This is a genomic window from Cupriavidus sp. Met-2, from assembly GCF_049843575.1.
In the GTDB taxonomy this organism is placed as follows: domain Bacteria; phylum Pseudomonadota; class Gammaproteobacteria; order Burkholderiales; family Burkholderiaceae; genus Cupriavidus; species Cupriavidus metallidurans.
This window is the reverse complement of sequence record NZ_JBBHZL010000001.1, coordinates 735,258-761,983: the sequence shown is the minus strand read 5'-3', so window position 1 is coordinate 761,983 and position 26,726 is coordinate 735,258. Positions and strand designations below refer to the sequence as shown.

Genomic DNA, 26,726 nt, shown 5'->3' with positions numbered 1-26,726 from the left:
CCTCTCCGACAAGGCCACTGGGGTCAAATGCCCGGCCACGAGCCGGGCCACAACAACAAGCGCCAACGGATCGGCGACGCGAGATTAAGCGTATCCATCGCTATGACCGAAGACATCCTCGTCAACATCACGCCGCAGGAAACACGCGTCGCCATCGTGCAGCAGGCGGCCGTTCAGGAACTCCATGTCGAACGCACGCTAACGCGCGGGCTGGTCGGCAACATCTATCTGGGCAAGGTCGTGCGCGTGCTGCCGGGCATGCAATCGGCATTCATCGACGTCGGCCTGGAGCGCGCCGCGTTCCTGCACGTGGCCGACATCTGGCATCCGCGTGACGGCGACAAGAACGGCCACCTCGCCATCGAGAAAACGCTGTTCGAGGGCCAGGCACTGATGGTTCAGGTCATCAAGGACCCGATCGGCACCAAGGGCGCGCGGTTGTCCACACAGGTCAGCATCGCAGGCCGCACACTCGTCTATCTGCCGCAGGATCCGCATATCGGCATCTCGCAGCGTATCGAGGGTGAAATCGACCGCGAGGCGCTCCGTGCCCGCGTGCAGGGCCTGGTGCCCACCGACGAGCGCGGCGGCTTCATCGTGCGCACGATCGCCGAGGAAGCCAGCGACGAGGAACTGGGCAACGACATCGCCTACCTGCGCAAGATCTGGGCGACGATCCGCTCCAACGCCACCACGCTGCCCGCGCCGAGCCTGCTCTATCAGGACCTGAACCTGGCCCAGCGCGTGCTGCGCGACTTCATCAACGATGCCACTGGCGTGATCCAGATCGATTCGCGCGAGAACTACCAGAAACTGGTGGAGTTCGCGCAGGAATACACGCCCGCCGTGCTGCCGCGTCTGTCGCACTACACCGGCGAGCGCCCAATCTTCGACCTGTTCAACATCGACGCGGAAATCGAAAAGGCGCTGTCGCGCCGGGTGGACCTGAAGTCCGGCGGCTACCTGATGATCGATCAGACCGAAGCGATGACAACGATCGACGTCAACACGGGCGGCTATGTCGGTGCGCGCAACTTCGACGATACGATCTTCAAGACGAATCTCGAAGCCGCGCACACCATCGCGCGCCAGCTCCGGCTGCGCAACCTGGGCGGCATCATCATCATCGACTTCATTGACATGGAGAACGTGGAGCATCGCGACGCGGTGCTCTCCGAACTGAAGCGCGCGCTGTCACGCGACCGCACGCGCATCACGGTCAACGGCTTCTCGCAACTCGGTCTGGTGGAGATGACGCGCAAGCGCACGCGCGAATCGCTCGCGCATGTGCTGTGCGAGCAGTGCCCGGTCTGCACCGGCAAGGGCCAGGTCAAGACGCCGCGAACGGTCTGCTACGACATCTTCCGCGAAATCATGCGCGAGTCGCGCCAGTTCAATCCGCGCGAGTTCCGGATCCTGGCCTCGCAGGAAGTCATCGACCTGTTCCTCGAGGAAGAAAGCCAGCATCTGGCGATGCTCGGGGACTTCATCGGCAAGCCGATCTCTCTCCAGGTGGAATCGACGTTCCACCAGGAGCAGTACGACATCATTCTGATGTAACCCCCACCCGCCGGCCACGCAGGGCCACGTGGAACGCCACGAGCCCTGCGATCTGCAAGCCGGCCATGCCGAGCGCCATCTTCATCGTGGAGTCCAGCAGCAGCGGCACCAGCAACGCGGAAGACAGCAAATTGCCGATCTGCTGCGCCGTGACGTAGCCGCTGGAGGCCAGACCCCTCCGCTCCGGAAAGCAATCCAGCGCCAGCAGTTGCAGGCTGGGCTGCGTCATCATCATTCCCGCCGCGAAGACCGGCAATGCGACCAGCGCCCAAGGCATCGGCGGCAGGTGCAGCGCGGCCACCGCGAGATTGAAGACGCCGGCCGCCATCATCACGACATGGCCCCGATTCACGCTGGACTCCGGACTCGTGCGGCCGGCAATGCGATGCGCCACCAGCGCACCCGCGATGATGCCCGCCACGATCGGAATGAACAGCCAGCCAAACGACTGCGCGCCGAGCCCCAGATGCTGATAGACGAAGCGTGGCGCCGCGAAGACGTAGATGTAGATCGCCAGGTTGACACCGGCATTGGCCAGCGCGAGCGACATGAATCTTCGGCTCGACAGCATGGCGAAGTAGCCCCGCGCGAGCACCTTTGGGTGCATCGGATGCCGACACGCTGGCGGCAATGTCTCCGGCACCCAGATCCAGCAGGAAACCAGCAGGCTCCCCGAGATCAGCGCAAGGAACACGAAGATGCTGCGCCAGCCCATCCAGACCAGCAGCCAGCCGCCGCAGATCGGCGCCAGGGCCGGCGCCAGCGCGAAGATCATCGCGATCAGGGCCATGACTTTCTGGGCCTGCATGCCGTCGAACGTATCGCGCACCATCGCGCGCCCGACGATGACGCCGATCCCTGCCCCCACGCCTTGCAGTGCCCGCCCGACGTAGAACATGTCGATGCCGGTCGCTCCGGCGCAGACCAACGATCCGGCTACAAAGAACACGCAGCCCGCAAGAATCATGCGGCGGCGGCCAATCGCGTCCGAAATCGCACCGTGCCAGGGCAGCAGCAATGCAAACGGCAACAGGTAGGCCGTCAGCGATTGCTGGACCTCGGCAGTGCTCGCATGAAGCGCGTTCGCAATTGCCGCGAACGCTGGCAGGTACGTCGCAATGGCAAACTGCCCCAGCATCGACAAGCCAGCGGTCAGTGCCGCCATGCTGCCGACGCTGGGGCGCCTGGGGCCCGCTTCCGCGCCCGCTGCTACGACTGCCCCAGGCACATCCACTTCACTCATCACGCTGTCATCGAAGCCGCGGCCCCGGCGGGTTGTTCGGCGATGGCGGACTGGATCTGCGCCACCTCCTGCAGATCGCGCTCATAGGTGCGCGATGCGCGCAGCAGGCACAGCGCCGCGAGCAGGCCAAAGACCGGCATTGCCGTCAATGCCGCTTGCAGGCCGAATGCGTCGGAGAGCGCGCCGCCTACGAACGGACCGATGGCGAGTCCGAACAGGTTCTGGAACAGCGACAGCAGCGCAGCGCCGGTGGAGCGCAGCCCCGGATGCACCACGTCGAGCACCACGCTCGAAGCCGGCCCAACCGTGCATGTCATCAGGAAGCCACCCAGCGCGATCAGCAGGAACTGCTGGTTCATGGACTCCGCGGCGCTGAATGCAACCACCAGGATCGGCGCGGTCACCATGCACAGGAACGACACCGTCTTAAGCTTGTTGCGCGGCTGCTTGGTGCCGGCGACATCCGCAACAATGCCCCAGACGAAGCAACCCACCGCGCCGCACAGCACGATCAACGCCGACTGCATGGCAGCCTGATCCACCGGCGTGCCGTGGAGGCGATTGAAGTAGCTCGGCAGCCAGGCCCAGATCGTCGATACCACGACAAGCTGCAGCGCCGCACCCAGGCAGGTCCACCACAGCGTGCGCGAGCTGGTCAGCGCCGACACCATGTGCGCGAGCAGGCCCTTTGCTTGCCCTTGCTCATGGGCCGGACGCGTGTCCAGCGCCGCAGTCTTGTAGTCCGGCACGAACATGTAGAGCAGCGCCAGCAGCAGGCCGGGCACACCCACCACGCCGAACGCGGCCTGCCAGCCCCAGCGTGCGGTAATCACGCCACCCAGCACCACGCCGAGCACCGCGCCAATCGATCCGGCCGCAAAGAACGCGCCGAGCAGCATCGAACGCAACCTTGCCGGGAACAGGCTGGCGATCAGCGCCGCACCGACGGAGCCGTAGCCGGACTCACCCACACCCACCATCGCGCGCGCCATAAACAACTGCGAGTAGTTGCGGGTAAACATGCAGGAAATCGTGGCCAGGCTCCAGACCACGCCCATGACCACCACGCTCTTGACGCGGCTGACGCGGTCGGCCAACAGCGCAACGGGGATGCCGCCCAGCGCGACCACCACCGAGATGATCGACACCAGCGCGCCCAGTTGCTTGTCGGAAAGGTTCCACTCGGCCTTCAGGTGCGGAAACAAGGACACGATCACCTGACGATCGATGTAGTCGAAGAGCATCAGCGCGAAGGTCATGGCAAACGCAAACCATGCGCGGGATTTGCTGACCAGATAGTCGTTGTTGTTGGCCTGCTGCGTGTCGGCGGAAAGATGGTGCATGAGCGGTGTCTCCTGTGCAGGCCGGCTGTCGGGCCCTGTCACAACTGCCTGGTTTTCTATCGGAAGCCCGCCGTTTTTCCCTCCAGAATCCGGCGGTGCGTCAAGCAGTATGGGGGCTCACCGAATGTCGATTTGACTGCTCGGGACATCAATTTGACATGCCGGGACACTAAGGGAATGTTCTATCCGTGATCGGCCATTGGGAATGACGCCGACCGGCGTCATCGTTCTGTCACTGTCGGCCCCCAGAATGCGCCTGTCATTCAAGGAAGGAGTCGACATGACGCATGCAATTGAAGTCCGCGGACTGAGCAAGTCGTTCCGCGCGGACCGCAAGGCGCTTGACGATGTCACGCTGCAAATCGCCCCGGGTGAAATGGTTGCGCTGCTGGGCGCATCGGGCTCGGGCAAATCGACGCTACTGCGCCATGTGGCCGGTTTCGTCACGGGCGATGCCGGTTCGGGCGAGATCCTCGTCAACGGCCGCACGGTGCAGCGTAACGGACGTCTGGCCCGCGATGTGCGCCGTGTACGTGCGGACATCGGATTCGTATTCCAGCAGTTCAACCTGGTCGGCCGCCTGCCTGTGATCACCAATGTGCTCGTGGGAATGCTGACGCGCGTGCCGAAATGGCGCAGCCTGCTCCGCATCTTCAAGGCCAGCGAAGTACAAGCCGGACTCGATGCGCTTGCTCAGGTTGGTATAGACGACTATGCGTTTCAGCGTGCCTCGACCCTGTCGGGCGGGCAGCAGCAACGTGCCGCGATCGCCCGCACGCTGGTGCAGAACGCGCAAGTGATCCTGGCCGACGAGCCGATCGCCTCGCTCGATCCGGAATCGTCGCGTCGCGTGATGTCGCAACTGGCGCAGATTAACCGCACGCGCAAAGTCGCCGTGGTGGTGTCGCTGCATCAGGTGGACGTGGCGATGCGCTATTGCCCGCGCGTAGTGGCATTGCGTCACGGCAAGGTGGTCTATGACGGGCCCTCCGCCGCGCTGACGCAGCAGATGCTGCGCGACCTGTACGGCAGCGAGGCCGACGAGCTACTGCACGACAGCGTGCCAGAGGCCCCCTCTTGCGCCGAAGGCGTGCCCGCGCCGGTGATGGTCAGGATGGATCTGGCCGCGGCCTGAGGCTTGCCTCGCACGCCTCACCACGCCAGCCCATCGCATCGCATCGCCGGCCTCGCACTGTCAGACCCGAATACCCGATTCACCCAACCCGCATTTACCTTCAGCCTTTCCAAACGGAGTCATCGATGCTTCGCAGAACTTTCCTCGCCGTGGTCGCTTCGGGTGTCGTCGCGCTGCCCGCCTTCGCCCAGGACGTCAAGACCCTGAACATGGGCATCATCTCGACGGAAACGTCGTCGAACCTGAAGTCCGCCTGGCAGCCCGTGATCGACGACCTGAGCCGCGCACTCGGCGTGCAGGTCAAGCCGTTCTTCGCCTCGGACTACGCCGGCATCATCGAAGGGATGCGCTTCAACAAAGTGCAGATCGCCTGGTACGGCAACAAGTCGGCCATGGAAGCCGTGGACCGCGCCAACGGCGAAGTATTCGCATCGGTGATCGACAAGGACGGCAACCCGGGCTACTGGTCGCTGCTGATCGCTCGCAAGGATAGCGACCTGAAGTCGGTCGAGGACGTCATCAAGCGCGGCAAGGACCTGACCTACGGCGCCGGCGATCCGAACTCCACCTCGGGCACCGCCGTGCCGGGCTACTACCTGTGGGCCGCCAACAAGGTCGATCCGAAGACGCTGTTCAAGGCCGTGCGCATCAGCAACCACGAAACCAACCTGCTGTCGGTGCTGAACAAACAGGTGGACGTGGCCGTGAACAACACCGAGAACTTCGAGCGCTATCGCATCAACACGGGCAAGAACGCCTATGACGACGTGCGCGTGCTGTGGAAGTCGCCGCTGATCCCGGCCGATCCGCTGGTCTACCGCAAGGACCTGCCCCCCGAGCTGAAGAAGAAGATCCAGGACTTCTTCGTCAACTACGGCAAGGGCGCCGACGCCGCGCGCGAAAAGCAGGCGCTGGCTACGCTGACCTACCAGGGCTTCCGCGTCTCGACCGATGCCCAGCTCGTGCCGATCCGTCAGATCGAACTGGCCAAGGAAAAGGCCAAGATCGAATCCGACAGCACGCTGGCCGCTGCCGACAAGGAAAAGAAGCTGGCCGACGTCTCGCGCCGTCTGGCCGAACTCGACCGCGCCAGCAGCACGCAGTAAGCCTCGCCTGAAGCCGATGGCGCCACTCGGGTCGCCATCGGCTTTGCATTTTCCGCTTCAGCTTTACCTCTTCCGACTGCCCATGACCGCCACCGCCAAGCCCGGCCTGCCGCCCACACCCCAGAGTACCGTCCGGCCGCCGCGCAATTCCCTTTCCGTGATGCTGATCTGGGCAATCGTACTGGCCACGCTCGCCATGTCCTGGCAAGGTGCCGACATGCGTCCGATGGACCTGTTTCGCGACTCCGGCAACATGGCCAAGTTCGCCGCCGACTTCTTTCCGCCTGACTTCCGCGACTGGCACACCTATCTCGACGAGATGCTCGTCACCGTGCAAATCGCGCTGTGGGGCACCGCGCTGGCCGTCGTCATGGCCGTGCCGTTCGGCCTGCTTTGCTCGGCCAACATCGTGCCGCCCTGGATCTATCAACCCGCCCGCCGTCTGATGGATGCCTGCCGCGCGATCAATGAAATGGTCTTCGCGATGCTGTTCATCGTCGCCGTGGGTCTGGGACCGTTCGCCGGCGTGCTGGCACTCTGGATCCACACCATGGGCGTGCTGGCCAAGCTGTTCGCCGAAGCCGTGGAAGCGATCGATCCGCGCCCCGTCGAAGGCGTGCGCGCCACGGGCGCCGGCCCGATCGAAGAAATCGTCTACGGCGTGATTCCGCAAGTGTTGCCGCTGTGGCTGTCGTTCGCACTGTATCGCTTCGAGTCGAACGTGCGCTCCGCTTCGGTGGTCGGCATTGTCGGCGCAGGCGGCATCGGCACCGTGCTGTGGGAGATCATCCGCAGCTTCCAATATGCGCAAACCTGTGCGGTGATGATCATCATCATCGTGTTCGTGACCGGCCTCGACATCGTCTCCGCCCAGATCCGCAAGGTGCTCGTATGACCACGCTGACCCTGTCCAGCATCGCCGCGCTGTTTGAAAACCATGGCACCGCGTACTACGGCGGCGAGGCCATCAGCCAGACCGCCCACGCGCTGCAGTGTGCGCTGCTTGCCGAGCAGGCTGGCGATCCGGAACCGCTGATCGTCGCGGCGCTACTGCACGACATCGGCCACCTGATGCTGGCCGAAAGCCTGACCACCGACATGCGCCACCAGGAAACCGGTGCCGACGCGCTGGCCAGCCTGTTCGGCGAAGACGTCACCGAGCCGGTGCGAATGCACGTGGCGGCCAAGCGCTATCTGTGCGCAGTCGATCCCGCGTACTTCGACACGCTCTCGCCGGTATCCGTGCACAGCCTCTCGCTGCAGGGCGGGCCGTACGACGGCGAACAGGCCAGCGTGTTCGCCGCGCAGGCGCACGCCGACGCCGCTGTGCGTCTGCGCCGCTACGACGACCTGGCCAAGGTGGTGGATCTGCAGACCCCTACCCTGTCCCACTATCTCGACATGGCGGCACGCTGTGTCCGCGTTGCATGAGCGAAGCCGATTTCTCCACAGCGCTGAAGCTCCGCGAAGTGCAAGGCGTCGACGCAGAGCTGCTGCACCTGTCCGCCCTGCTGGCGACGATGGATAACGAGACACCGCTGCCGCTCGCGACCATGCGCGAGCGCTTTGCCGCGATGCGTCGCTACCCGGACTACCGCGTCTATCTGATGTTCGATGCGGACGGGGTGCCGCTCGGCACGTTCAGCCTGCTGGTGTTTCCGGTGATGGTGCACGACGGACGGCCCGAGGCGATACTCGAAGCCGTGGTCGTCGCACCGGCTGCGCGAGGCCGTGGAATCGGCAGGCAGATGATGCAGGAAGCCATGCGACTGGCGCGTGAAGCCGGCGCGGCCAAACTCATGCTGTCATCGAATGCGCGGCGCCTGCAGGCGCATCAGTTCTATCGGCAGCTCGGGTTCACCGAGCACGGGATCAGTTTCAGTACGGCGCTTTGAGTCGTACCCGGGGGCATCGCTCAAACGCGTGCCCTCTCCTCCGGGCACGCTCCCACATGTGCGGAAAGGGTGCAAGCCACCAGGATTCGAAGCACCGTTGATGTTCCCCCTCTCCCGCGTAGTGGCGAGAAGCCGGGGGACACAGGCTGTGCTCAATCCCCCACAGCGCCAACCAACCGCGCGAATGCATCGGCCGAATCGGCCAGTTCGCCACTATTGTCGATCTCGACCACCCGGCAGCCAGGCGGCACATCGAACGGCTGCGCCGCGCGTGCCAGCCTCCGGGCAATTCCCTCTGCCGACTCACGCCCGCGCTGGCGCAAACGCGCGGCCAGCACTTCGGGTGTCACGCGCACATGCACCGCGCATAGATGCGGATAGCGTGCCACGGCCTGCGGCAGGTACTCTCGGGAGCCATTGACGACAACCTTGATGCCCTGCGCCAGCCACTGCTCGATCTCCACGCCAATGCCATAGTGCAAGCCGTGGCTATTCCAGTGCAGCGCCAGGCAGCCAAGATCCGCGCGGCGGTGAAACTCGTCCGCCGACAGCGCGACCGATGCCTCGTTTTCGTCGGCGGCACGCGTGATATAGCGATGCGCCACCACGATACGATCATCGCGCTGCAGCCGTTCGCGCAAGGTCCGCAGCAGCGAATCCTTGCCGCTGCCGGACGGGCCCATCACATAGAACAGCCCGCTGCCATCAGGCGCGGAGCCGGAGTGGAATCGTGTGGTCATGCCGAAAGATAGCCGACACCCGCGCCGTCGACAGTGGTGCCATCGAAGCCGTAGTGACGTGCGACGATGAAATCCGCGCCGGGCTCGGGTTGGACGAAGAGACTGATGGCATCGACATGCAGCGGGCCCTCAAGCAACCTGCCGCTGCTGGCCGATAGCTGCGCGAACGCGGCGGCCTCGTTGTCGGCATCTAGCATGCCGCTCAGCGTGATATGGAACGTGAACGTATCGAACGCGTACGGATAGCCCCAGGCGTCGAGCATCTCGCGCTGCGCGGCCGTGAGTTGGTCGGGCCGTCGCCGGCTCACTTCCTCCGGCGTGGCCGGCGCGCGGAAATGGTCGAAGGCACGCATGCAGTCGTCGGCAAGCTCATGCATCCGCTTGCCGCCCTGCGCCCGCGCATCGTCAAGGCACCAAGCCAGGAACCCGCGCAAGGCACACAGTGTCAGCGGCGCGTCAAACGCGGCGCGCTCCCGTGCGAACGCGCGGGCGGCGGCGTCGAGCATGGGCGCATCGGTACCATCGGCCAGCCGGAATGGCGGCTTCAGCGTGGCGTGCAGCGCATAGTGCGCCGGGGCCTTGACCCACTCGGCGGGACGCGATGCGATGCCCGCCGGCAACGGCGTTGGATTTCCGGTGTCGGCATCGCGGCCGAGCCATTGCGCGCCGAACGTGCGAAATGGCTCGGCGGGCGCGAGATAGATCGCGTAGCGGTGCGCCTGCATCGTCATGCCGCCAGGCTGCCGCGAGCGCCGGCTACGTCGGCGAGATCCGCCAGGTCAGTCATCGACAGCGCGCCGGACGCATGGCGCACCTCACCATTCACGATGGTGGCGCAGACACGCGGCAATCCCAGCTGGCTGTCATCGACGAGAATCGCATCGGCGCGCATTCCCGGCGCGAGCACGCCACGGTCGCGCAGACCCGTCGCACGTGCCGGATTACGCGACACCAGGTGCCACGCCTCGGGCAGCGAGCACACGCCAAGCTGCGCGAGCTTGAATGCGGCCTGCAGCAGCGCGGGATAGTAGTAATCGGAAGCCAGAACCGAACACAGGCCGGCGGCCACCATTTCCGTGGCGTTAGGCGCGCCCGTATGGCTCTTGCCGCGCAGCACATTGGGTGCGCCGAAAACGGTCTCGTCGCCGATCTGGCGTGCCAGCGTCGCGGCCTCCACCGTCAGCGGGAACTCCGCGATCCGGCAGCCCTGGGCATGATAGTGCTGGCGCGTCGCCACGTCGGGATCATCATGCGATGCAACCGGCAGGTTCGCGGCCAGCGCCGCGGCGATCAGGCACGACATCGCGGCAGGCACTTCCTGCGCATTTCGGCTGGCTGCGCGCAGACGGTTGCGGAATGTCTCGGTATCGCACTCGGCGCGTTCCGCGTACTGCACGAGCTTGCGTTCGTCACTCATGCGGCGAGCCATGGTCGGCAGGTGATCGTTGATCGCCAGCAGGGCCACACGGCCATCCGCCATCCACGACAAGGCCGTCTCCACGCCAGCGAGGTGATAGGCCTCGAAGCGCAGATGCACCTTGTGCTCCGCGCCCAGCACGGGCCGCAACTGGGCCAGCGCATCGAACATGCGCAGCGCGTAGGCCTCGCCACGCAAGCCGCCCTCCCACGACAGGGTCACGCCATGAAACTCGGTCGTGATGCCGTGCGCGAGCAACTGGCGGTCGACGTCGAGCAGCGCGGCTCCGTACGGGAAGCTCACGCCGGGACGCGGCATCACGGAACGCTCGAACGCATCACCATGAATGTCGACAATGCCCGGCAGCACCAGCAGGTCGCCCGCGTCGATGCAGGGGCCACTTGCGGGTGGCTGCGCCATCACGCTGCCGTTATGAATGCCCAACGTTGCCAGGCCGATGCCGTCGGCGCCCATCACGCGGCGGCCGGTGATCCCCGCGAGCGGGGTCGATGATGCTTGAGAGATCGTATGCATGGGCAATACGTTAGCTTTGGTAGATGACAGACGGATGTCTAGACCAATACGTACGCATCACCCCGCGTGCAACCGCGGGGTGATGCGTCATTTCAATCCTGATCGGAGACCGTGAGTTGCACCCAGTCGCCGGCAAAGCGCGTCATGCTGTATTGGACGGGGGCGCCGTCAATATCGATGTTCAGTGCCTCCACTTGCAGGATAGGCCGCGTCTTCGGCTGATTCAGCAATCGCGCCACCGGGGCGCTCGGCATGGCCGCCGTGATGCGCGACCACTTGCGGGTGTAATCGGCAATGCCGTACTTCGCCAGCGTGCGCGAGATCGATTGTGTCTCGTTCACCTTGTCTTCAAAACCGGGAAAACGCTTAGGATCGAAGTAATGCTCGGCCACGTCGACCGTGCGCCCTTCGGCCTTGCCGAGCATCTGCACATGCAGAATCTCCGCCGTACGGGACAGACCAAGATGTTTGGCGATTTCCGGCGCGCGCAGGATCTGGCTATTGACGAGTTCCGCGTGCCCGCGCATCCCCTGCGCGGCCAGGTTCTGCGAGAAGCGCGTGCGACGCCCGATGGCGTAATCAATGGCGTGCTCCTGCACGAAGGTGCCTCGGCCCTGCTCGATCCGCACCAGGCCGCTCAGTTCGAGCTCACCCATCGCGCGCCGGATCGTATGGCGGTTCACAGCGAAGCGCGAGGCCAGTTCCGGTTCCGGCGGCAACTGCTCGCCCGGCCCATAGAGTTTGTTGCGGATGTCCTCCGCAAGCGCCTCGCCAATCTGCCGCCATACGGCGACGCCGGAACCCCGTTCGACTTCCCGATCAGACATCTTGCCTTGCCCTGTTGTCATCAAGCATTCACCAATAGCGTGCGATTGTGCCTCATGCCTTGGCGCCGATGTTGCGTGTCCGAGGAAAGGCCCGACCCGTCACGAAACGTTCATGTGCCTGTGTTCTAGTATCGCCGTGTTGTGTTAGTGTACATCTAAACGTATAGACGTATAGGGGTGATCATGCAAAGCGAAACCGCCAACCAGGCCAACGCGGCACGGGCCGCGTGGCTGAGGATTCTGGCGCTGGCCCAAACGGATGCGCTCGATGCGGCCTACTCGCGGCTCGGCGACGTGGCGGCACTGCCCGGCTACCGACTGCTGCGCAAGCCCGAATCGGGCATGGCGATGGTCCGGGCCCGCGCGGGTGGCACCGGTGCCCAGTTCAATCTGGGTGAGATGTCCGTCACGCGCTGCGCCGTGGTGCTCGACGAGACCGAAGGCCAAGCCGCCACGGCTGGCGTGGCCTACATACAGGGACGCGGCACGCGCCACGCCGAACAGGCCGCCGTGCTCGACGCACTGCTGCAGCGCCCGGCCTGGCACCAGCGCGTGCATGACGTGGTCATCGCGCCACTTGCACAGACCCTGACCGAGCGCGCGGCCCACCAGGCCGCCACCGCCGCGCAAACGCGCGTCGAATTCTTCACGATGGCCCGCGGAGAGGATTGAGATGCCATCCACCCAGTCAATGACCACCGCCCCCGCCACATCGCTGCTGCCGGGTTTCGATAATCCCGTGGACGACGCGCAACAGGTGTTCCGAGCGGCGCTCGAAGCATTCGCCCATCCGGGCCGCCTGGAAACGCTGCCTGTGACGAGCGGCCAGCCCGAGGGCCTGTCCCCCGCGCTGACCGCCCTGCTGCTGACGCTGGCGGACCCCGACACCCCGGTCTGGCTGCCCGCCGATGTGCCCGCGGCCGCGCGCGCGTTCCTGCGCTTCCATTGCGGCTGCCCGCTCGTGGATAACCTGGGCGAAGCCACCTTCGTCTGCGTCCCCGCCGGCCATGCGATGCCCGCGCTCGCCGATTGCGCGCAGGGCTTGCCCGCCTACCCGGACCGCTCCGCCACGCTGCTCGTGGAAGTCGCCTCGCTGCACGCGGGCGACACGCTCACGCTGCGCGGCCCCGGCATCGAAACCACGCAATCGCTGTGTGTGACCGGCCTGCCCGCGGACTTCCGCGCAAGCTGGCGCGCCAACAACGCGGGCTTTCCGCTCGGCGTGGACCTGCTGCTGGCCAGCGGCGACGAATTCTGCGCGATGACGCGCACCACGCACGTGGAGGACTGAGATGTACGTAGCCGTCAAAGGGGGCGAACGCGCCATCCTGAACTCCTACCAGATGCTCGACGCCTATCGTCGAGGGGACACGTCGGTACCGGAGATCACACTCGAACAAATCCGCGAACAGATGCCGCTGGCGGTATCGCGCGTGATGGCCGAGGGTTCGCTCTATGACCCACACCTGGCCGCGCTCGCGCTCAAGCAGGCTGCCGGCGATCAAATCGAAGCGATCTTCCTGCTGCGTGCCTATCGCACCACGCTCGCGCGCTTCGGTTATACCCAGGCGCTGGATACCGGCAAGATGTGCCTGCAGCGCCGAATCTCGTCGACGTTCAAGGACGTGCCCGGCGGACAAGTCCTCGGACCGACCTACGACTACACGCAGCGGCTGCTCGACTTCACGCTCGAAGCGGGCCGCGACCCCGCGCCGCTACCGCCCTCGCCAGAACCGCTTGCTCCGAACATGCCGCGCGTCACCAGCCTGCTGGAAGCCGAATCGCTGGTGGAAGCCGACGCGATTCCTCCGGGCGACCCCGCCCCGCCGGACCTGACACGCGAACCGCTGACGTTCCCCGCCGAGCGTCCCGCACGCCTGCAGAACCTGGCGCGCGCCGATGAAGGCTTTCTGCTGTCGATGGGCTACTCCACGCAGCGCGGCTATGGCAATTCGCACCCGTTCGCCGGCGAGATCCGCTATGGCAGCACCGAAGTCGAGATGTTCATCGAGGAACTCGGCTTCGCCATCACCATCGGTGAAGTGGAAGTGACTGAATGCCAGATGGTGAGCCAGTTTGCGGGCAACGCCGACGAAGCGCCGCGACTCACGCGTGGCTACGGTCTCGTGTTCGGCTACAACGAGCGCAAGGCGATGTCGATGGCGCTGGCCGATCGCGCGATGCGCGCGGAAGAACTCGGCGAGGCAGGTGACGCACCGGCCAACAATATCGAATTCATGCTGTACCACAGCGACAACGTCGAAGCGTCCGGCTTCGTGCAGCACCTGAAGCTGCCGCACTACGTGGACTTCCAGGCCAACCTCGAACTGCTGCGGCGGCTGCGCGCCGAGCAACAGGGCGCGGCCACCGATGCGCCGGCCGAAGACCAACCCCAGGAGGAGTCGCTGGCATGAACGCCACCGCTACCGTCGCACGCGACGAACACTACAACTTCGCCTATCTGGACGAATCGACCAAGCGGATGCTGCGCCGGGCGCTGCTCAAGGCCGTTGCGATACCCGGCTACCAGGTGCCGTTCGGCAGCCGTGAAATGCCACTGCCGTATGGCTGGGGCACGGGCGGCATCCAGGTGACCGCCGCGATCATCGGCCGCCAGGACGTGCTCAAGGTCATCGACCAGGGATCGGACGACACCACGAACGCGATCAACATCCGCCGCTTCTTTGGCCGCGTGACCGGCGTGCAGACGACCGAGCGCACCACCGACGCCACCATCATCCAGACCCGTCACCGTATTCCGGAAACGAAGCTGAGCGCGGGCCAGACGATGGTCTACCAGGTACCTATTCCCGAGCCGCTGCGCTGGCTGGAGCCGAGCGAAACCGAAACGCGCACGATGCACGCGCTGGCCGAATATGGCTCGATGCACGTGAAGCTCTACGAAGACATCGCCCATCACGGCCATATCGCCACCACTTACGACTACCCCGTGATCGTCAACCAGCGGTACATGATGCGGCCTTCGCCGATCCCCAAGTTCGACAACCCGAAGCTCGACCGTAGCCCCGCGTTGATGCTGTTTGGCGCCGGGCGCGAGAAGCGCGTCTATGCCGTGCCACCGTACACCACGGTCAAGAGCCTCGACTTCGTCGATCATCCGTTCACCGTGGAAAAGTGGTCGAGCTGCTGTGCGCAATGCGGCGCCACCGACAGCTATCTCGACGAGATCATCACCGACGATGCCGGCACGCGCATGTTCGTGTGCTCGGACACCGAGTACTGCGCCGACCGCCAGGCCGCGCAAGCTGTGAAGCAGGCCGCAGGAGGTGCCCAATGAACGCGACGCCTCTGCTCTCCGTACGCAACCTGACGCACACCTGGGACGGCGTGCATGGTTGCCACGATGTCAACTTCGATCTCTATCCGGGCGAAGTGCTCTGCGTGGTCGGTGAATCGGGCTCGGGCAAGAGCACGCTGCTGCAAGCCCTGTCGATGCAGGTCAAGGCGCAGCGCGGCAGCGTCAGCTACGACATGCGCGAATCGGGGCTGACCGATCTGGCCGGACTGTCGAGCGCGCGGATGCGTCTGCTGGCCCGCACGGACTGGGGCTTCGTGCGGCAGCACGCCCGCGATGGTCTGCGGATGCAGGTGAGCGCCGGCGCCAATATCGCCGAGCGCCTGATGGCCGTCGGCAATCGCCACTACGGTGACCTGCGCGAGATCGCGGGCGCCTGGCTCGAGAAAATGGAGATCGACCTCTCCCGGCTGGACGATGTGCCGACCACGTTCTCGGGCGGGATGCAGCAGCGTCTGCAGATCGCACGCAACCTGGTCACCCATCCACGCCTGGTGTTCATGGACGAGCCGACCGCATCGCTCGATGTCTCCGTGCAGGCCCGGCTGCTCGACCTGATGCGCCGCCTGGTCACCGACCTGGGCCTGGCCGCGATCCTTGTCACGCACGACCTGGCCGTGGCGCGCCTGCTCGCGCACCGCACGCTGGTCATGCAGGGCGGCCGCATGGTCGAACAGGGCCTGACCGATCAGATCCTCGATGACCCGCAGCATCCGTACACGCAGTTGCTGGTCTCCTCCATCCTGCAGGGATGATCATGATGCAAGCCAACAACCAGAAACTGATTGAGGTCCGCGGCCTCGGCAAGATGTTCACGTTGCACAACCAGGGCGGCATTCGCCTGCCCGTGCTGCGCGCTATCGACTTTGACGCCTCGCGTGGCGAATGCCTCGTGCTGTCCGGCCGTTCCGGCACCGGCAAGAGCACGCTTCTGCGCTGCCTCTATGGCAACTACCTCGCAACCGAAGGCACGATCCGCCTGCGCGACACGAGCGAGGCCAGCGAGCCATGGGTGGAACTGACCAACGCCCCGGAACAACGCGTGCTCAAATTGCGCCGCGATGTGATCGGCTATGTCTCGCAGTTCCTGCGTGCCATCCCGCGCGTCTCCGCGCTCGACGTGGTGGCCGATCCGCTGCAGCAACGCGGCGCCAGCCACGAAGAAGCCCGCGCCCGCGCCGCGACGCTGCTCGAACGGCTGAACCTGCCACGCCGACTTTGGGACTTGCCACCCGCCACGTTCTCCGGCGGCGAGCAGCAACGCGTGAATATCGCGCGCGGCCTGATCGGTGGCCACCCGATCCTGTTGCTCGACGAGCCCACCGCATCGCTCGACGCCGACAACCGGGCGGTGGTGATCGAACTGATCCGCGAAGCGCTGGCCGAAGGCCGCTCGCTGATCGGCATCTTCCACGACGAGGCTGTGCGCGATGCGGTGGCCACGCGCATGCTGCCGCTGCAGCCGGCCACGGCGCTTGCCTGAACCTGAACTGGAACCGGACATGTCTACCACCTACCTCACGCACGCGACGCTGGTACTGCCGGATCGCGTCCTGCACGACAGCGCGATGCTGATCGCCGACGGCCAGATCGCCGCCATCGAGCCAGCCTCCGCCCCAGCCGACACCGAGGTCATCAACCTGCGCGGCCACACCGTGATGCCCGGGCTTATCGACGTCCACTGCGACGCGATCGAAAAGGAAGCCGAGCCCCGCGCCAATGTGCTGTTTCCGCTCGACTTCGCGGTGGCGCAGGTCGACCGCCGCAATGCCGCAGCTGGCATCACCACGCCGTACCACGCGTTGTCGTTCGCCAGCAACCAGTTCGGCGTGCGCAACAATGAGACCGCCGCGACGCTGGTGCGTACCGTGGCCGCGTATCGCGCGCACAGCCTCGTCGACAATCGCATCCACTGCCGCTATGAAGTCACCGATAACGCCGCCGTGCCAGTGCTCGAGATGCTGATGGCCGAAGGCGTGGTCGACCTGCTGTCGGTCATGGACCACTCGCCGGGCCAGGGTCAGTTCAAAACGCTCGATGCTTACCTGTCGTACATGATGGGCAATCACGGCATGAGCCGCGAGGAAGCCGCCGACGCGGCTGCGAAGAAATCGGCTGAGTTGGCCGGCGCAACCGAGCGCGTCAACCGTCTGGTCTCGAAGGCGCACGAACTCGGCATCCCCACCGCCAGCCACGACGACGACTCTCCGCAACGCATCGCCGCAATGCACGCGCTGGGGGTTCGCATGAGCGAGTTTCCGATCAATGTGGAGACGGCGCAGGCCGCCTCGGCCCACGCGCTCCCGACGATCCTCGGCGCGCCGAACGTGCTGCGCGGCAAGAGCCAGAGCGGTTCGATGCGTGCGATCGATGCGATTCACGCCGGCGTCGGCCACATCCTCTGCTCGGACTACCAGCCGTCCACACTGATCGCGGCGGCATTCGCCGCCTCACGCCTCGCCGACCTTCCGCTCGACCGGGCGCTGGCACTGGTCACGTCCAATCCGGCAGATGCCTGCCTGCTGGACGATCGCGGCCGGCTGGCGCCGGGCAAGCGTGCCGACGTCATCGCCGTGGGCAGCGTTGCCGGGCAGCCGCTGGTCACCCATACGTGGTCGGCCGGGCGTCTGGTGTTCGCGGCGGGATATCCGATGGTGCAGCCTGCTGCGCCGCGTGCCGCCGAGATGCGAGCGGTGGCTTGAAATGTGATCGGCCAATGCGAGGCCTCGCCCTCTCTCCCGACCTCTCCTCCGGCCTCGCTCCCGCAGGCGGGAGAGAGGCCGGGGGCGATGGCGGGTGCCCCCGACGCGGGCACATCTGTTGAGTATAGGTTCCGCTCCACCGCCCATGCGCTAGGACTTCCACGGAACATATCCTGCTGGTCTTTGCAGCGGCATCCCCTACAGTAGATGAACGGGTCGCGTGAAGGGGGCCGATATGACGTTAAGAAATGCAATGCCAGCCATGCTGGCTGTTTTTTTGTGCGCCGCCTGCGTCGAACCGTTCGCTCCGAAAGGGCCGCCCACCTACACCGGCCAGCTGCCCGCACCCTACCCCTCGAAGACCCCCGAAATCGCCGTGCGCGCCACACCGATCGCGGCGCACGAGATCGACATCTCTGGCATCTGCCGACGCACCGAGGAAGATGGTTTCCGCGAGGACGCGACAGTGCGTGTCTCGCACAATGCCGTGGAAACGCTGACCTGGAAGCTGTGGGTATCGCGCCGTGGCTGGTGCCACTTCGACCTGTCGGAATTCAAGCAGGTACAGCAGACGCCACACATCGAACTGCATGCGATAGATGGCAGCGGCTGCACGCTGATGGTGTGGCAGGACCCGCGCCGTATCACGCTGGCCCATGCCCGATGCGAGAAGCACTGCACGCCGGGCATCTACGACCAGGCGTGGCCCGTGCTGTTCGACCCGAAGAACGGCGGCTGCGCGCAGATCCGCTGAGCCGCTGAGCCGCTGAGCCGCCGAATCGCCCTACTTGGCCTTCGGCACGCGCCCCATCAGGAAGAACTGCTCGTTCGGACGCATCCCGATCGTGTTGGCCATGCGGTTGGAGAGCCCGAAGAACGCCGTGATGCCGGCGATGTCCCACGCGTCCTCGTCGTCAAACCCATGGGCGCGCAGTGCCTCGAAATCGGCTTCGCCGATCGTATGCGAGTCCGTGCAGACCTTCATCGCGAAGTCGAGCATGGCACGCTGGCGCGGCGTGATATCTGCCTTGAGGTAGTTCACCGCGACCTGATCGGCCACAAGCGGCTTTTTCTCGTAGATGCGCAGGATGGCACCGTGGGCCACCACGCAGTAGAGACACTGGTTCACGCCCGACGTGGCCACCACGATCATCTCGCGGTCGCCCTTGGTCAGGCTGCCGGTCTCCTTGAGCATCAGCGCGTCGTGATAGGCGAAGAACGCGCGGCACTCGTCGGGACGATGGGCCAGTGCCAGGAAAACGTTGGGAACGAAGCCTGCCTTCTCCTGGACTTCGAGCACGCGCTGGCGGATGTCGTCCGGCAGGTTCTCGATGGCGGGAACCGGATAACGGCTGATGGGTTGGGTCATGTCTGTCTCCTCAGCGGGGTATGTTCCCCTGTTGGTACATGCCCGGCCGTGACCCCTCGTCACGGCCGTCGAATCACGAACAGCTTATGCCTGTGACGCGAACTGGATGCGATGCAGGCCCGCGTACAGGCCGTTCTTGCCGATCAGCTCGGCGTGGCTGCCCTGTTCGGCTACACGACCCTGCTCCAGCACCACGATCCTGTCGGCGTTCTCGATCGTCGACAGGCGGTGCGCGATCACCAGCGTGGTGCGACCGACCATCAGCGATTCCAGCGCGGCCTGCACCTGACGCTCCGACTCTGAGTCAAGCGCCGAAGTCGCCTCATCGAGGATCAGGATCGGCGCATCCTTGTAGATCGCGCGGGCGATGGCCAGACGCTGGCGCTGGCCGCCAGACAGCTTCATGCCGTTGTCGCCGATGTTCGTTTCGAGCCCTTCCGGCAGCCCCTTGACCACGTCGGTCAGGTAGGCAGCCGCCAGCGCGCGTTCCACGCGGGCCATATCGATTTTCTCGCGCGGATGCACGCCATAGGCCACATTGGCGGCCACGGTGTCGTTGAACAGCACCACATCCTGGCTGACGAAGGCGATCTGGCGACGCAGGTCGGCCAGCGCGAAACGGTCGATCGGCTGACCGTCGAGCAAGATGTGACCCTCGGTCGGATCGAAAAAGCGCGGCACCAGGTTCACAAGCGTGGTCTTGCCGCTACCCGACGGCCCCACCAGCGCCACGACCTCGCCCGGTGCGGCACGCAGGCTGACATGGTTCAGCGCCGCGCGCGCGGCATCGCCATAGCGGAAGCCGACGTTGTCGAACACCAGATCGCCACGGGCCCGCTCCAGCGGCAGGCCACCGTTCTGCGGCTCGATCGGCTCGTCGATCAGGCCGAAGATCATCTCGGCCGCGGTCAGGCCGCGTTGCAGCGGCTGGTTCAGGTCGGCCAGATGCTTGAGCGGCGAGATCAGCAGCAGCATCGCCATCACGAAGCCGGTGAAGCCACCGATCGTGGTCTGGTTGCCCTGCGCCTGAATCATCGCGATCGTCAGGATCACGGACAGCGCCAGCGATGCCAGGAACGCCGTCACGGGCTGATTCAGGCCACCGGCCACAGCCATGCGCATCGAGTAGCCGCGCAGCCGCTCGGCCATCGCCTCGAAACGCGACATTTCGTACGCTTCGCCACCGTGCAGCTTGACCACCTTGAACCCGCCCACGGATTCCTCCACCACATAGGCGGCGGTGTTGGTCAGCGCCTGATGCTCACGGTTCAGGCGACGCAGGCGGCGGTTGACCTTCGACATCACGAAGCCGATCGCCGGCAGCAGCACTGCCACCACCAGGGTCAGCTTCCAGTTCGTGTAGAACAGGTAGATCAGCAGCGCCACCACGGTCAGCGAGTCACGCACCAGTGTGATCAGCACGCCAGTGAGGATCTGCATCACCTGGTTCACCTCGAAGATCACGGCATTGATCAGCGAGGCAGCGGTATTGCGGTGGAAGAACAGCGCCGGCGCGTGCAGCATCCGGTCGAACATCTGCATACGCATCTTCAGCAACACGCCGTTCGATATCTGCGAAAGCAGGTAGCCCGAGGCAAACTGCGCCAGGCCGCGCACCAGCGCCACGCCCACCAGCAGCGCGGGCACATGCCAGAGCTTGCCCGCGTAGCTGCCGCCGAAGCCCTTGTCGAGCAGGTCGTTGACGACCTTCGGAATAATCCCTTCGCTGGCCGCCACCAGGCCCATGGCGATGATGGCGAGCACGAAGTTGCGCTTCTCGGGCTTCAGATAGGCCCAGACGCGCTTGAGGGTATCGGATTCCTGGGGCGTTTGTTGTTTGTTGTCGGTCACGTTCGCTCCACTTGCCAACGGGAAAGGGACGCCGGGGCGACTGCCGCTAGAATGGCGGGCAGCGTCGGCGTGCGGAATCCCATTGCAAGCATCTCTATGAAAATCTCTGTCGTACTGATCACTAAAAACGAGGCACACAATATCCGGGAGTGCCTCGAGAGCGTCTCCTGGTGCGACCGCGCGATTATAGTGGACTCCGGCAGCACGGACGGCACGGTGGAAACTGCCCGCGCCATGGGCGCGGAGGTCCACCAGACCGCGACGTGGCCCGGCTTCGGTCCACAAAAAAACCTCGCCCTGTCCAAGGCACAAAGCGAGTGGGTACTCTCCATCGACGCCGATGAGCGCGTAACGCCAGAACTGCGCGACGAGATCCTGGCAGCCATCGCATCGGGTCAGGCCGACGCCTACGACATGCCCCGCCTGTCACGCTTCTGCGGCCGCTTCATCCGGCACAGCGGCTGGTACCCCGACCGCCTGACCCGCCTGTTCCGCGTGGGAAAGGCCAGGTTCACCGACGACCTCGTGCACGAGAACGTCGTCACCGACGGCCCGATCGCGCACCTCCGGAATCCGCTGCTGCACTACACCTACGACGACTTCTCGCAGGTGCTGCGCAAGGTCGACCAGTATTCGACGCTGGGCGCCACGCAGGCATTCCAGCGTGGCAAGACCGCCACGCCGGCCAGCGCGTGGCTGCATGGCAGCTGGGCATTCCTGCGCACCTACCTGCTGCGCCGCGGATTTCTGGACGGCCCGCAGGGCTTGGCCATCGCGCTGATGAACGGTCAGGCCAGCTACTACAAGTACATCAAGCTGTGGCTGCTGCAACAGTCGGCACGCCAGCCCGCCGCATCAGGCGATCCGCAAGCACACTGAACGCCTCGGCCGTCGGCCTGAAGCCCATCTGCTCGATATGGGTCGCTGCGTGGGCCAGCAGTGACTCGCGCAGCGCGGCGTCCTGCAGGCCACGCCTGATCGCCGCCGCAAGCTGCGCGGCATCGCCCACCGGCACCAACAGCCCGGCGCGGCCATCGTCGAGGATCTCGCGCGGCCCCGTCGGACAATCGGTGCTGACCACCACTTGCCCGACTGCCAGCCCTTCGAGCAGCACATTGGGCAAACCTTCCATCTTCGAACTGAACGCCAGGAGCCGCGACTTGCGAATCCAGGCATGGGGGTTCGACTGGAAGCCAGCAAAGGTCACGCGATCGGCGATACCGAGCGATGCGGCCAGCGCCTCGAGTTGCGGCCGCGATGCACCATCGCCGACCAGCACCAGATCCTCGTCGATACCTTCCTTCGCAAGCTGCGCATAAGCGTGCAGCAGCGTCGTGAAATCCTTTTGACTTTCCTCGAGCCGACCGACGGACACGATGTACGGTCCCGCCGGCTGCGCGGAAGGATCGAGCGGCGCGTTCGCCCTTGCGCGGATGCTGTCGAGATCGATGGTGTTGTAGAGCCGCACGAGCTTGTCCGCCACATCGGGAATCAGCGCCCGCGCATCGTTCAACATGCTGTCGGTCAGCATCACCACGGCTGCGTAGTCGGTTCGGCACTGGTGCCGAAGCTTGCGCAGCTTGCGCCGATGACCCCGCTCGAGGTGCGCCACGCTGAAGTGCTGGTATCCCATCATCGGGACCGGCAGCGGACCGGTGATGCGCGACAGCGACATGTCGTAGTCGACCACCACGTCGTAGCCCTGCGCCAGCACCTGCCGGAAGCGGCGATTCATCAGCGGCTTGCGTACGGGCGGCAGCAGCACTTCCTCGTAGATCTTGCCAAGCGGCCCGAGCTTGCGCGCCTTCTTGAGCTGGCGGCAATGCGAGAGCCAGCGTTCGGGCGCCAGCACCTGAAGCTTCACGCCGGCCGGCAGCCGCGCGCGGAAATGGGTCTCGAGCGCCTCGGACGGATACGTCACCGTCAGGCCGATCTCGAACCCTTCCCGATCCAGCGCGGTGATCAGCGACACCAGCGACGTTTCGATCCCGCCGTGCAGGAAGTGCGTGACGTGAAACAGGACGCGCGGCTTGCGCTCGCCCTGCGCGGCCAGCGCCTTCGTCGGGTCAGCCATACAACACGCGCACGGTATCGCCCAGGGCGGTACGCAGGCTCGTCAACGCTTCCTCCGAAGGAGTGATCTGCCATTGGTCACCCAGCATCGCCTCGCACTGCGCGGTCTTGTTGACATAGCTGATGCGAACCGGCACGCCGGGGGTCTGCGACACGTGGGCCAGGTACGGCGTCAGCAGCTCGCGCAGGCGCTCCGTCGAGGCGTTGCCATTGAAGCCGAGGCAGACGGCATCGGCGTAGCGGGCGCGCGCGGCAACCAGGTCCTGCACCGAATCCGCCGTAAAGCGCACGCCGCCCGTGAAGGTGTCGTGGCGCGCATTGCCCTGCGCGATCAGCAGTTCGTCCTCGCGGAACATGTGACGATTGGCGTCGTACAACTCGTTGAACACCGTCATTTCGATCTGCGCGGTGCCATCGTCAAGCAGCACGATGATCAGCTTGCCGCGCTGGGTCATCTGGGTACGGATGCCGGTGATCACACCGGCAATCACCTTGCCACGCACGTCGCGGCCGTAGCCACCGCCATTGCCCTGCACTTCCTTTTCGAGCGCGGCAAGCGTGCCCTTGACGAACCGGCGCACCTCGTCGCGCGACGCATCGAACAGGTGACCCGAGAAGTAGTAGCCGAGCGCCTGCTTCTCTTCCTGCAGCGTGCGCTTGGGCGTCCAGCGCGGCTCATCCACCAGTTCGGGGCGATGCGACGCGCCGGCGTCATCCATCAGGTCGAACAGCGACACCTGGTTGGCCGACTCGGCCTTCTGGTCGGCCGCCTCCATCGCGATCGATACCGAGGCCAGCAACTGGGCACGATTGTCGTTGAGACTGTCGAACGCGCCGGCGCGAATCAGCGCCTCGATCGTGCGGCGATTGACCTGGCGGCGGTCCACGCGCTCGCAGAAATCAAACAGGTCGTCGAATGGCCGCTCTTCCCGCGCACGCAGGATGTCCTCGATCGCCCCCTGGCCCGAACCCTTGATGCCACCCAGGCCGTAGCGGATGGTCTTCGCATCGGTCGGCGCGAAACGGTACTCGCTGGCGTTGACGTCCGGCGGCAGCACTTCGATCTTGTTCAGGCGGCAGTCCTCGTAGAGGATCTTGACCTTATCGGTGTCGTCCATGGCCAGCGACATGTTGGCTGCCATGAATTCGGCCGGATGATGCGCCTTGAGCCAGGCCGTGTAGTAGGCTAGCAGCGCGTACGCAGCCGCGTGCGACTTGTTGAAGCCGTAGCCCGCGAACTTCTCCATCAGGTCGAAGATGTCGTCGGCCTGCTGGGCGGTCAGCCCGTTCTTGTCAGCGCCCTCGCGGAACATGTCACGGTGCTTGGCCATTTCCTCGGGCTTCTTCTTGCCCATGGCACGGCGCAGCAAGTCGGCGCCACCCAGCGAGTAGCCGCCGATGATCTGCGCCATCTGCATCACCTGCTCCTGGTAGACCATGATGCCGTAGGTCTCCTTGAGCACGGGTTCGACGCGCGGATCGGGATACTCGACCTTCTCGCGGCCGTGCTTTCGGGCACAGAAGCTCGGTATCAGGTCCATCGGGCCGGGACGATACAGCGCCACGAGCGCGATGATGTCCTCGAAGCGGTCAGGCTTCGCGTCCTTGAGCATCCCCTGCATGCCGCGGCTTTCCAGCTGGAACACCGCCACCGTGTTGGCGCTCTTGAGGATGTCGAATGCGGGACTGTCGTCGAGCGGAATCTGGCGGCAGTTCCAGTCGGCCTTGCTCGGGTCGAGCCGGCGGATGTACCGCTCGGCCCAGTCGAGGATCGTCAGCGTGGTCAGGCCCAAGAAGTCGAACTTGACCAGTCCGGCCGCTTCCACGTCGTCCTTGTCGTACTGGCTGACCACGCCGCTCATGCCGTCCGTGCCCTGCGTGTAGAGCGGGCAGAAATCGGTCAGGCGGCCGGGGGCGATCAGCACGCCACCAGCGTGCATGCCGACGTTACGCGTCATGCCTTCCACGCGCTGCGCCAGTTCCAGCAACTGGCGCACTTCCTCTTCCGTGCGCTCGCGTTCGGCCAGCGCCGGTTCTTCCTTCTTCGCTTCCTCCAGCGTGACCAGCTTGCCGGGCTTGAACGGAATCAGCTTGGCCACGCCATCGACAAAGCCGTAACCGAGATCCAGCACCCGGCCCACATCGCGCACGGCCGCCTTGGCGGCCATAGTGCCGAACGTGGCGATCTGCGACACGGCGTCCTTGCCGTATTTCTCCTTCACGTACGTGATCACACGATCGCGGCCGTGCTGGCAGAAGTCGATGTCGAAGTCGGGCATCGAGACCCGCTCCGGATTCAGGAATCGCTCGAACAGCAACGCGTACTTGAGCGGATCGAGATCGGTAATGCCAAGTGCGTAGGCCACCAGCGAACCCGCGCCGGAACCCCGGCCCGGCCCCACCGGCACGCCATTGTTCTTGGCCCAGTTGATAAAGTCCGCCACGATCAGGAAGTAGCCCGGGAACCCCATCTTGATGATGGTGCCGGTTTCAAACTCCAGACGCGCGTAGTACTCGGCACGCTTGCTCTCGCGCTCGGCTTCGTCCGGGAACAGCACCAGCATCCGCTTCTCGAGACCTTCCTTGGCCATGAACACAAGGTAGTCGTCGAGCGACATGCCATCAGGCGTCGGGAACAGCGGCAGGCGTGGCTTGCCCAGCTCCAGCGTCAGGTTGCAGCGCTTGGCGATCTCGACGGAGTTCTGCAGCGCCGACGGGATATCCGCGAACAGCGCGGTCATCTCGTCCTGGGTCTTGAAGTACTGGTCGGTGGTGAACTTGCGCGTGCGGCGCGGATTGGCGAGCAGTTCGCCCTCCGCGATACAGACGCGCGCCTCGTGCGCCGTGAAATCGTCCGGCGTCATGAATTGCACCGGATGCGTGGCGACCACCGGAAGCTGCATCGACGCGGCCAGTTGCACAGCCTGCGGCACGTAGGCGTCGGTGCCAGGCTGACCGGCACGTTGCAGTTCGATGTAATAGCGTTGCGGGAACACCCGGGCCCAATGCTCGGCAGCACGGCGTGCCGCCTCGACATTCCCATTGGCCAACGCCTGGCCGACATCACCACCCATCGCGCCTGACAGCGCGATCAAGCCGGTGGCCAGCGGCAAGCCCTCCTCACCCGGCTCCTCGAGCCAGCCGGGCTCGAACTCGGCACGGCCACGATGCTGGTTGCCAAGCCATGCACGCGACAGCAGCGTGCACAGGTTCAGATAGCCGATGCGGTCCTGCACGAGCAGCAACATGCGCGCGGGCTTGTCGCGATCTTCGGCATTAGTCAGCCAGACGTCAGCGCCCACTACCGGCTTGACGCCCCCACCACGGGCCTCCTTGTAGAAGCGGATCAGGCCGAAGGCGTTGGCGAGGTCGGTCAGTGCAAGCGCGCCCATCCCATCGCGGGCGGCGGCCTTGACGGCGTCGTCGAGGCGGACGATGCCGTCCACGATCGAATACTCGGAGTGCAGGCGGAGGTGTACGAAGCGGGGTGCGGACATAGGGCGCCATTGTACCGGCTCCCCCATCGCCGCACTTGGGGGTTTTTGCGCAGGCGCAATGCGAGGCGCCCCCGAAGAGGTGTCGGGATGCGGCCTGAGGGGCTATAATTTCGCCTTT

General features: G+C 65.1%; 25 protein-coding genes. 15 read left to right on the top strand and 10 right to left on the bottom strand.

The annotated features are described in order from the left end of the window. Positions 1-102 precede the first annotated feature (102 nt). A complete protein-coding gene (rng, locus tag WD006_RS03580) occupies positions 103-1,560 on the top strand; it encodes a ribonuclease G (RefSeq protein ID WP_029308310.1) in 1,458 nt (485 codons plus the stop codon). Here the strand turns inward: rng and WD006_RS03575 are convergent. Both WD006_RS03575 and WD006_RS03570 read right to left on the bottom strand, forming a co-directional pair. Next, positions 1,547-2,803, bottom strand: a complete 1,257-nt coding sequence (locus WD006_RS03575; protein ID WP_029308311.1) for a multidrug effflux MFS transporter — start codon at positions 2,801-2,803, stop codon at positions 1,547-1,549. The genes rng and WD006_RS03575 overlap by 14 nt on opposite strands. Beyond that, complete coding sequence (locus WD006_RS03570; RefSeq protein ID WP_011515616.1) at positions 2,803-4,146, bottom strand: MFS transporter; 1,344 nt, start codon at positions 4,144-4,146, stop codon at positions 2,803-2,805. The genes WD006_RS03575 and WD006_RS03570 overlap by 1 nt, the downstream gene beginning before the upstream one ends. Before the next feature lie 280 nt (positions 4,147-4,426). On the opposite strand from WD006_RS03570, the gene phnC reads away from it, so the two are divergent. The 5 genes from phnC (at position 4,427) to WD006_RS03545 (ending at position 8,282) form a co-directional block, all read left to right on the top strand. Next, complete coding sequence (gene phnC / locus WD006_RS03565) at positions 4,427-5,281, top strand: phosphonate ABC transporter ATP-binding protein (RefSeq protein WP_024570712.1); 855 nt, start codon at positions 4,427-4,429, stop codon at positions 5,279-5,281. A gap of 125 nt (positions 5,282-5,406) precedes the next feature. Beyond that, entirely contained in the window at positions 5,407-6,387 is a 981-nt protein-coding gene (gene phnD / locus WD006_RS03560; protein ID WP_008645163.1) for a phosphonate ABC transporter substrate-binding protein, read from the top strand. Positions 6,388-6,469: 82 nt separating this feature from the next. After that, a complete protein-coding gene (gene phnE, locus WD006_RS03555; RefSeq protein WP_029308312.1) occupies positions 6,470-7,282 on the top strand; it encodes a phosphonate ABC transporter, permease protein PhnE in 813 nt (270 codons plus the stop codon). Further along, complete coding sequence (locus WD006_RS03550) at positions 7,279-7,818, top strand: phosphonate degradation HD-domain oxygenase (RefSeq protein WP_011515613.1); 540 nt, start codon at positions 7,279-7,281, stop codon at positions 7,816-7,818. Before phnE ends, WD006_RS03550 begins: the two co-directional genes overlap by 4 nt. Beyond that, positions 7,815-8,282, top strand: a complete 468-nt coding sequence (locus WD006_RS03545; protein WP_029308313.1) for a GNAT family N-acetyltransferase — start codon at positions 7,815-7,817, stop codon at positions 8,280-8,282. Before WD006_RS03550 ends, WD006_RS03545 begins: the two co-directional genes overlap by 4 nt. 152 nt (positions 8,283-8,434) lie before the next feature. Here WD006_RS03545 and phnN read toward each other — a convergent pair whose 3' ends face one another. The 4 genes from phnN to phnF all read right to left on the bottom strand — a co-directional run bounded on the left by phnN (position 8,435) and on the right by phnF (position 11,800). Continuing rightward, entirely contained in the window at positions 8,435-9,022 is a 588-nt protein-coding gene (phnN, locus tag WD006_RS03540) for a phosphonate metabolism protein/1,5-bisphosphokinase (PRPP-forming) PhnN (RefSeq protein ID WP_011515611.1), read from the bottom strand. Continuing rightward, positions 9,019-9,753 (bottom strand): DUF1045 domain-containing protein, encoded by a 735-nt coding sequence (locus tag WD006_RS03535; RefSeq protein WP_029308314.1) that lies wholly within the window; start codon positions 9,751-9,753, stop codon positions 9,019-9,021. Before WD006_RS03535 ends, phnN begins: the two co-directional genes overlap by 4 nt. Then, a complete protein-coding gene (locus WD006_RS03530; protein WP_029308315.1) occupies positions 9,750-10,973 on the bottom strand; it encodes an alpha-D-ribose 1-methylphosphonate 5-triphosphate diphosphatase in 1,224 nt (407 codons plus the stop codon). The genes WD006_RS03535 and WD006_RS03530 overlap by 4 nt, the downstream gene beginning before the upstream one ends. Positions 10,974-11,065: 92 nt before the next feature. Further along, positions 11,066-11,800: a phosphonate metabolism transcriptional regulator PhnF gene (gene phnF / locus WD006_RS03525; protein WP_029308316.1), complete on the bottom strand. Its 735-nt coding sequence runs from the start codon at positions 11,798-11,800 to the stop codon at positions 11,066-11,068. 183 nt (positions 11,801-11,983) lie between these two features. Here phnF and phnG point away from each other — a divergent pair, with 183 nt between their 5' ends. The 8 genes from phnG (at position 11,984) to WD006_RS03485 (ending at position 18,572) form a co-directional block, all read left to right on the top strand. Next, the gene (gene phnG / locus WD006_RS03520; RefSeq protein ID WP_011515607.1) at positions 11,984-12,472 is read left to right on the top strand and encodes a phosphonate C-P lyase system protein PhnG; all 489 of its coding nucleotides are present in this window, start codon (positions 11,984-11,986) and stop codon (positions 12,470-12,472) included. A gap of 1 nt (position 12,473) precedes the next feature. Continuing rightward, entirely contained in the window at positions 12,474-13,091 is a 618-nt protein-coding gene (gene phnH, locus WD006_RS03515; protein WP_011515606.1) for a phosphonate C-P lyase system protein PhnH, read from the top strand. A 1-nt stretch (position 13,092) separates the two neighbouring features. After that, entirely contained in the window at positions 13,093-14,214 is a 1,122-nt protein-coding gene (locus tag WD006_RS03510) for a carbon-phosphorus lyase complex subunit PhnI (RefSeq protein ID WP_011515605.1), read from the top strand. Continuing rightward, the gene (locus WD006_RS03505; RefSeq protein WP_008643729.1) at positions 14,211-15,098 is read left to right on the top strand and encodes an alpha-D-ribose 1-methylphosphonate 5-phosphate C-P-lyase PhnJ; all 888 of its coding nucleotides are present in this window, start codon (positions 14,211-14,213) and stop codon (positions 15,096-15,098) included. Before WD006_RS03510 ends, WD006_RS03505 begins: the two co-directional genes overlap by 4 nt. Then, complete coding sequence (gene phnK / locus WD006_RS03500; RefSeq protein WP_029308317.1) at positions 15,095-15,871, top strand: phosphonate C-P lyase system protein PhnK; 777 nt, start codon at positions 15,095-15,097, stop codon at positions 15,869-15,871. Before WD006_RS03505 ends, phnK begins: the two co-directional genes overlap by 4 nt. Before the next feature lie 2 nt (positions 15,872-15,873). After that, entirely contained in the window at positions 15,874-16,599 is a 726-nt protein-coding gene (gene phnL / locus WD006_RS03495) for a phosphonate C-P lyase system protein PhnL (protein WP_011515602.1), read from the top strand. 19 nt (positions 16,600-16,618) lie between these two features. Next, on the top strand, positions 16,619-17,818 hold the full coding sequence (locus tag WD006_RS03490) for an alpha-D-ribose 1-methylphosphonate 5-triphosphate diphosphatase (RefSeq protein ID WP_029308318.1): 1,200 nt from the start codon (positions 16,619-16,621) through the stop codon (positions 17,816-17,818). Positions 17,819-18,053: 235 nt separating this feature from the next. Continuing rightward, the gene (locus tag WD006_RS03485; protein WP_011515600.1) at positions 18,054-18,572 is read left to right on the top strand and encodes a hypothetical protein; all 519 of its coding nucleotides are present in this window, start codon (positions 18,054-18,056) and stop codon (positions 18,570-18,572) included. Positions 18,573-18,602: 30 nt separating this feature from the next. Here WD006_RS03485 and WD006_RS03480 read toward each other — a convergent pair whose 3' ends face one another. Both WD006_RS03480 and msbA read right to left on the bottom strand, forming a co-directional pair. Then, a complete protein-coding gene (locus WD006_RS03480) occupies positions 18,603-19,187 on the bottom strand; it encodes a peroxidase-related enzyme (RefSeq protein ID WP_011515599.1) in 585 nt (194 codons plus the stop codon). Between the two features lie 84 nt (positions 19,188-19,271). Beyond that, the gene (msbA, locus tag WD006_RS03475) at positions 19,272-21,038 is read right to left on the bottom strand and encodes a lipid A export permease/ATP-binding protein MsbA (RefSeq protein WP_035820263.1); all 1,767 of its coding nucleotides are present in this window, start codon (positions 21,036-21,038) and stop codon (positions 19,272-19,274) included. A gap of 96 nt (positions 21,039-21,134) precedes the next feature. Here msbA and WD006_RS03470 point away from each other — a divergent pair, with 96 nt between their 5' ends. Further along, positions 21,135-21,917 carry a glycosyltransferase family 2 protein gene (locus tag WD006_RS03470; protein ID WP_011515597.1) on the top strand — a complete coding sequence of 261 codons (783 nt, stop codon included), beginning with the start codon at positions 21,135-21,137 and terminating at the stop codon, positions 21,915-21,917. Here the strand turns inward: WD006_RS03470 and WD006_RS03465 are convergent. Further along, the gene (locus WD006_RS03465; protein ID WP_035832992.1) at positions 21,850-23,112 is read right to left on the bottom strand and encodes a glycosyltransferase; all 1,263 of its coding nucleotides are present in this window, start codon (positions 23,110-23,112) and stop codon (positions 21,850-21,852) included. The two genes, WD006_RS03470 and WD006_RS03465, sit on opposite strands and share 68 nt — an antisense overlap. Further along, the gene (gene dnaE / locus WD006_RS03460; protein WP_425647943.1) at positions 23,105-26,608 is read right to left on the bottom strand and encodes a DNA polymerase III subunit alpha; all 3,504 of its coding nucleotides are present in this window, start codon (positions 26,606-26,608) and stop codon (positions 23,105-23,107) included. Before dnaE ends, WD006_RS03465 begins: the two co-directional genes overlap by 8 nt. Between the last annotated feature and the right edge of the window lie 118 nt (positions 26,609-26,726).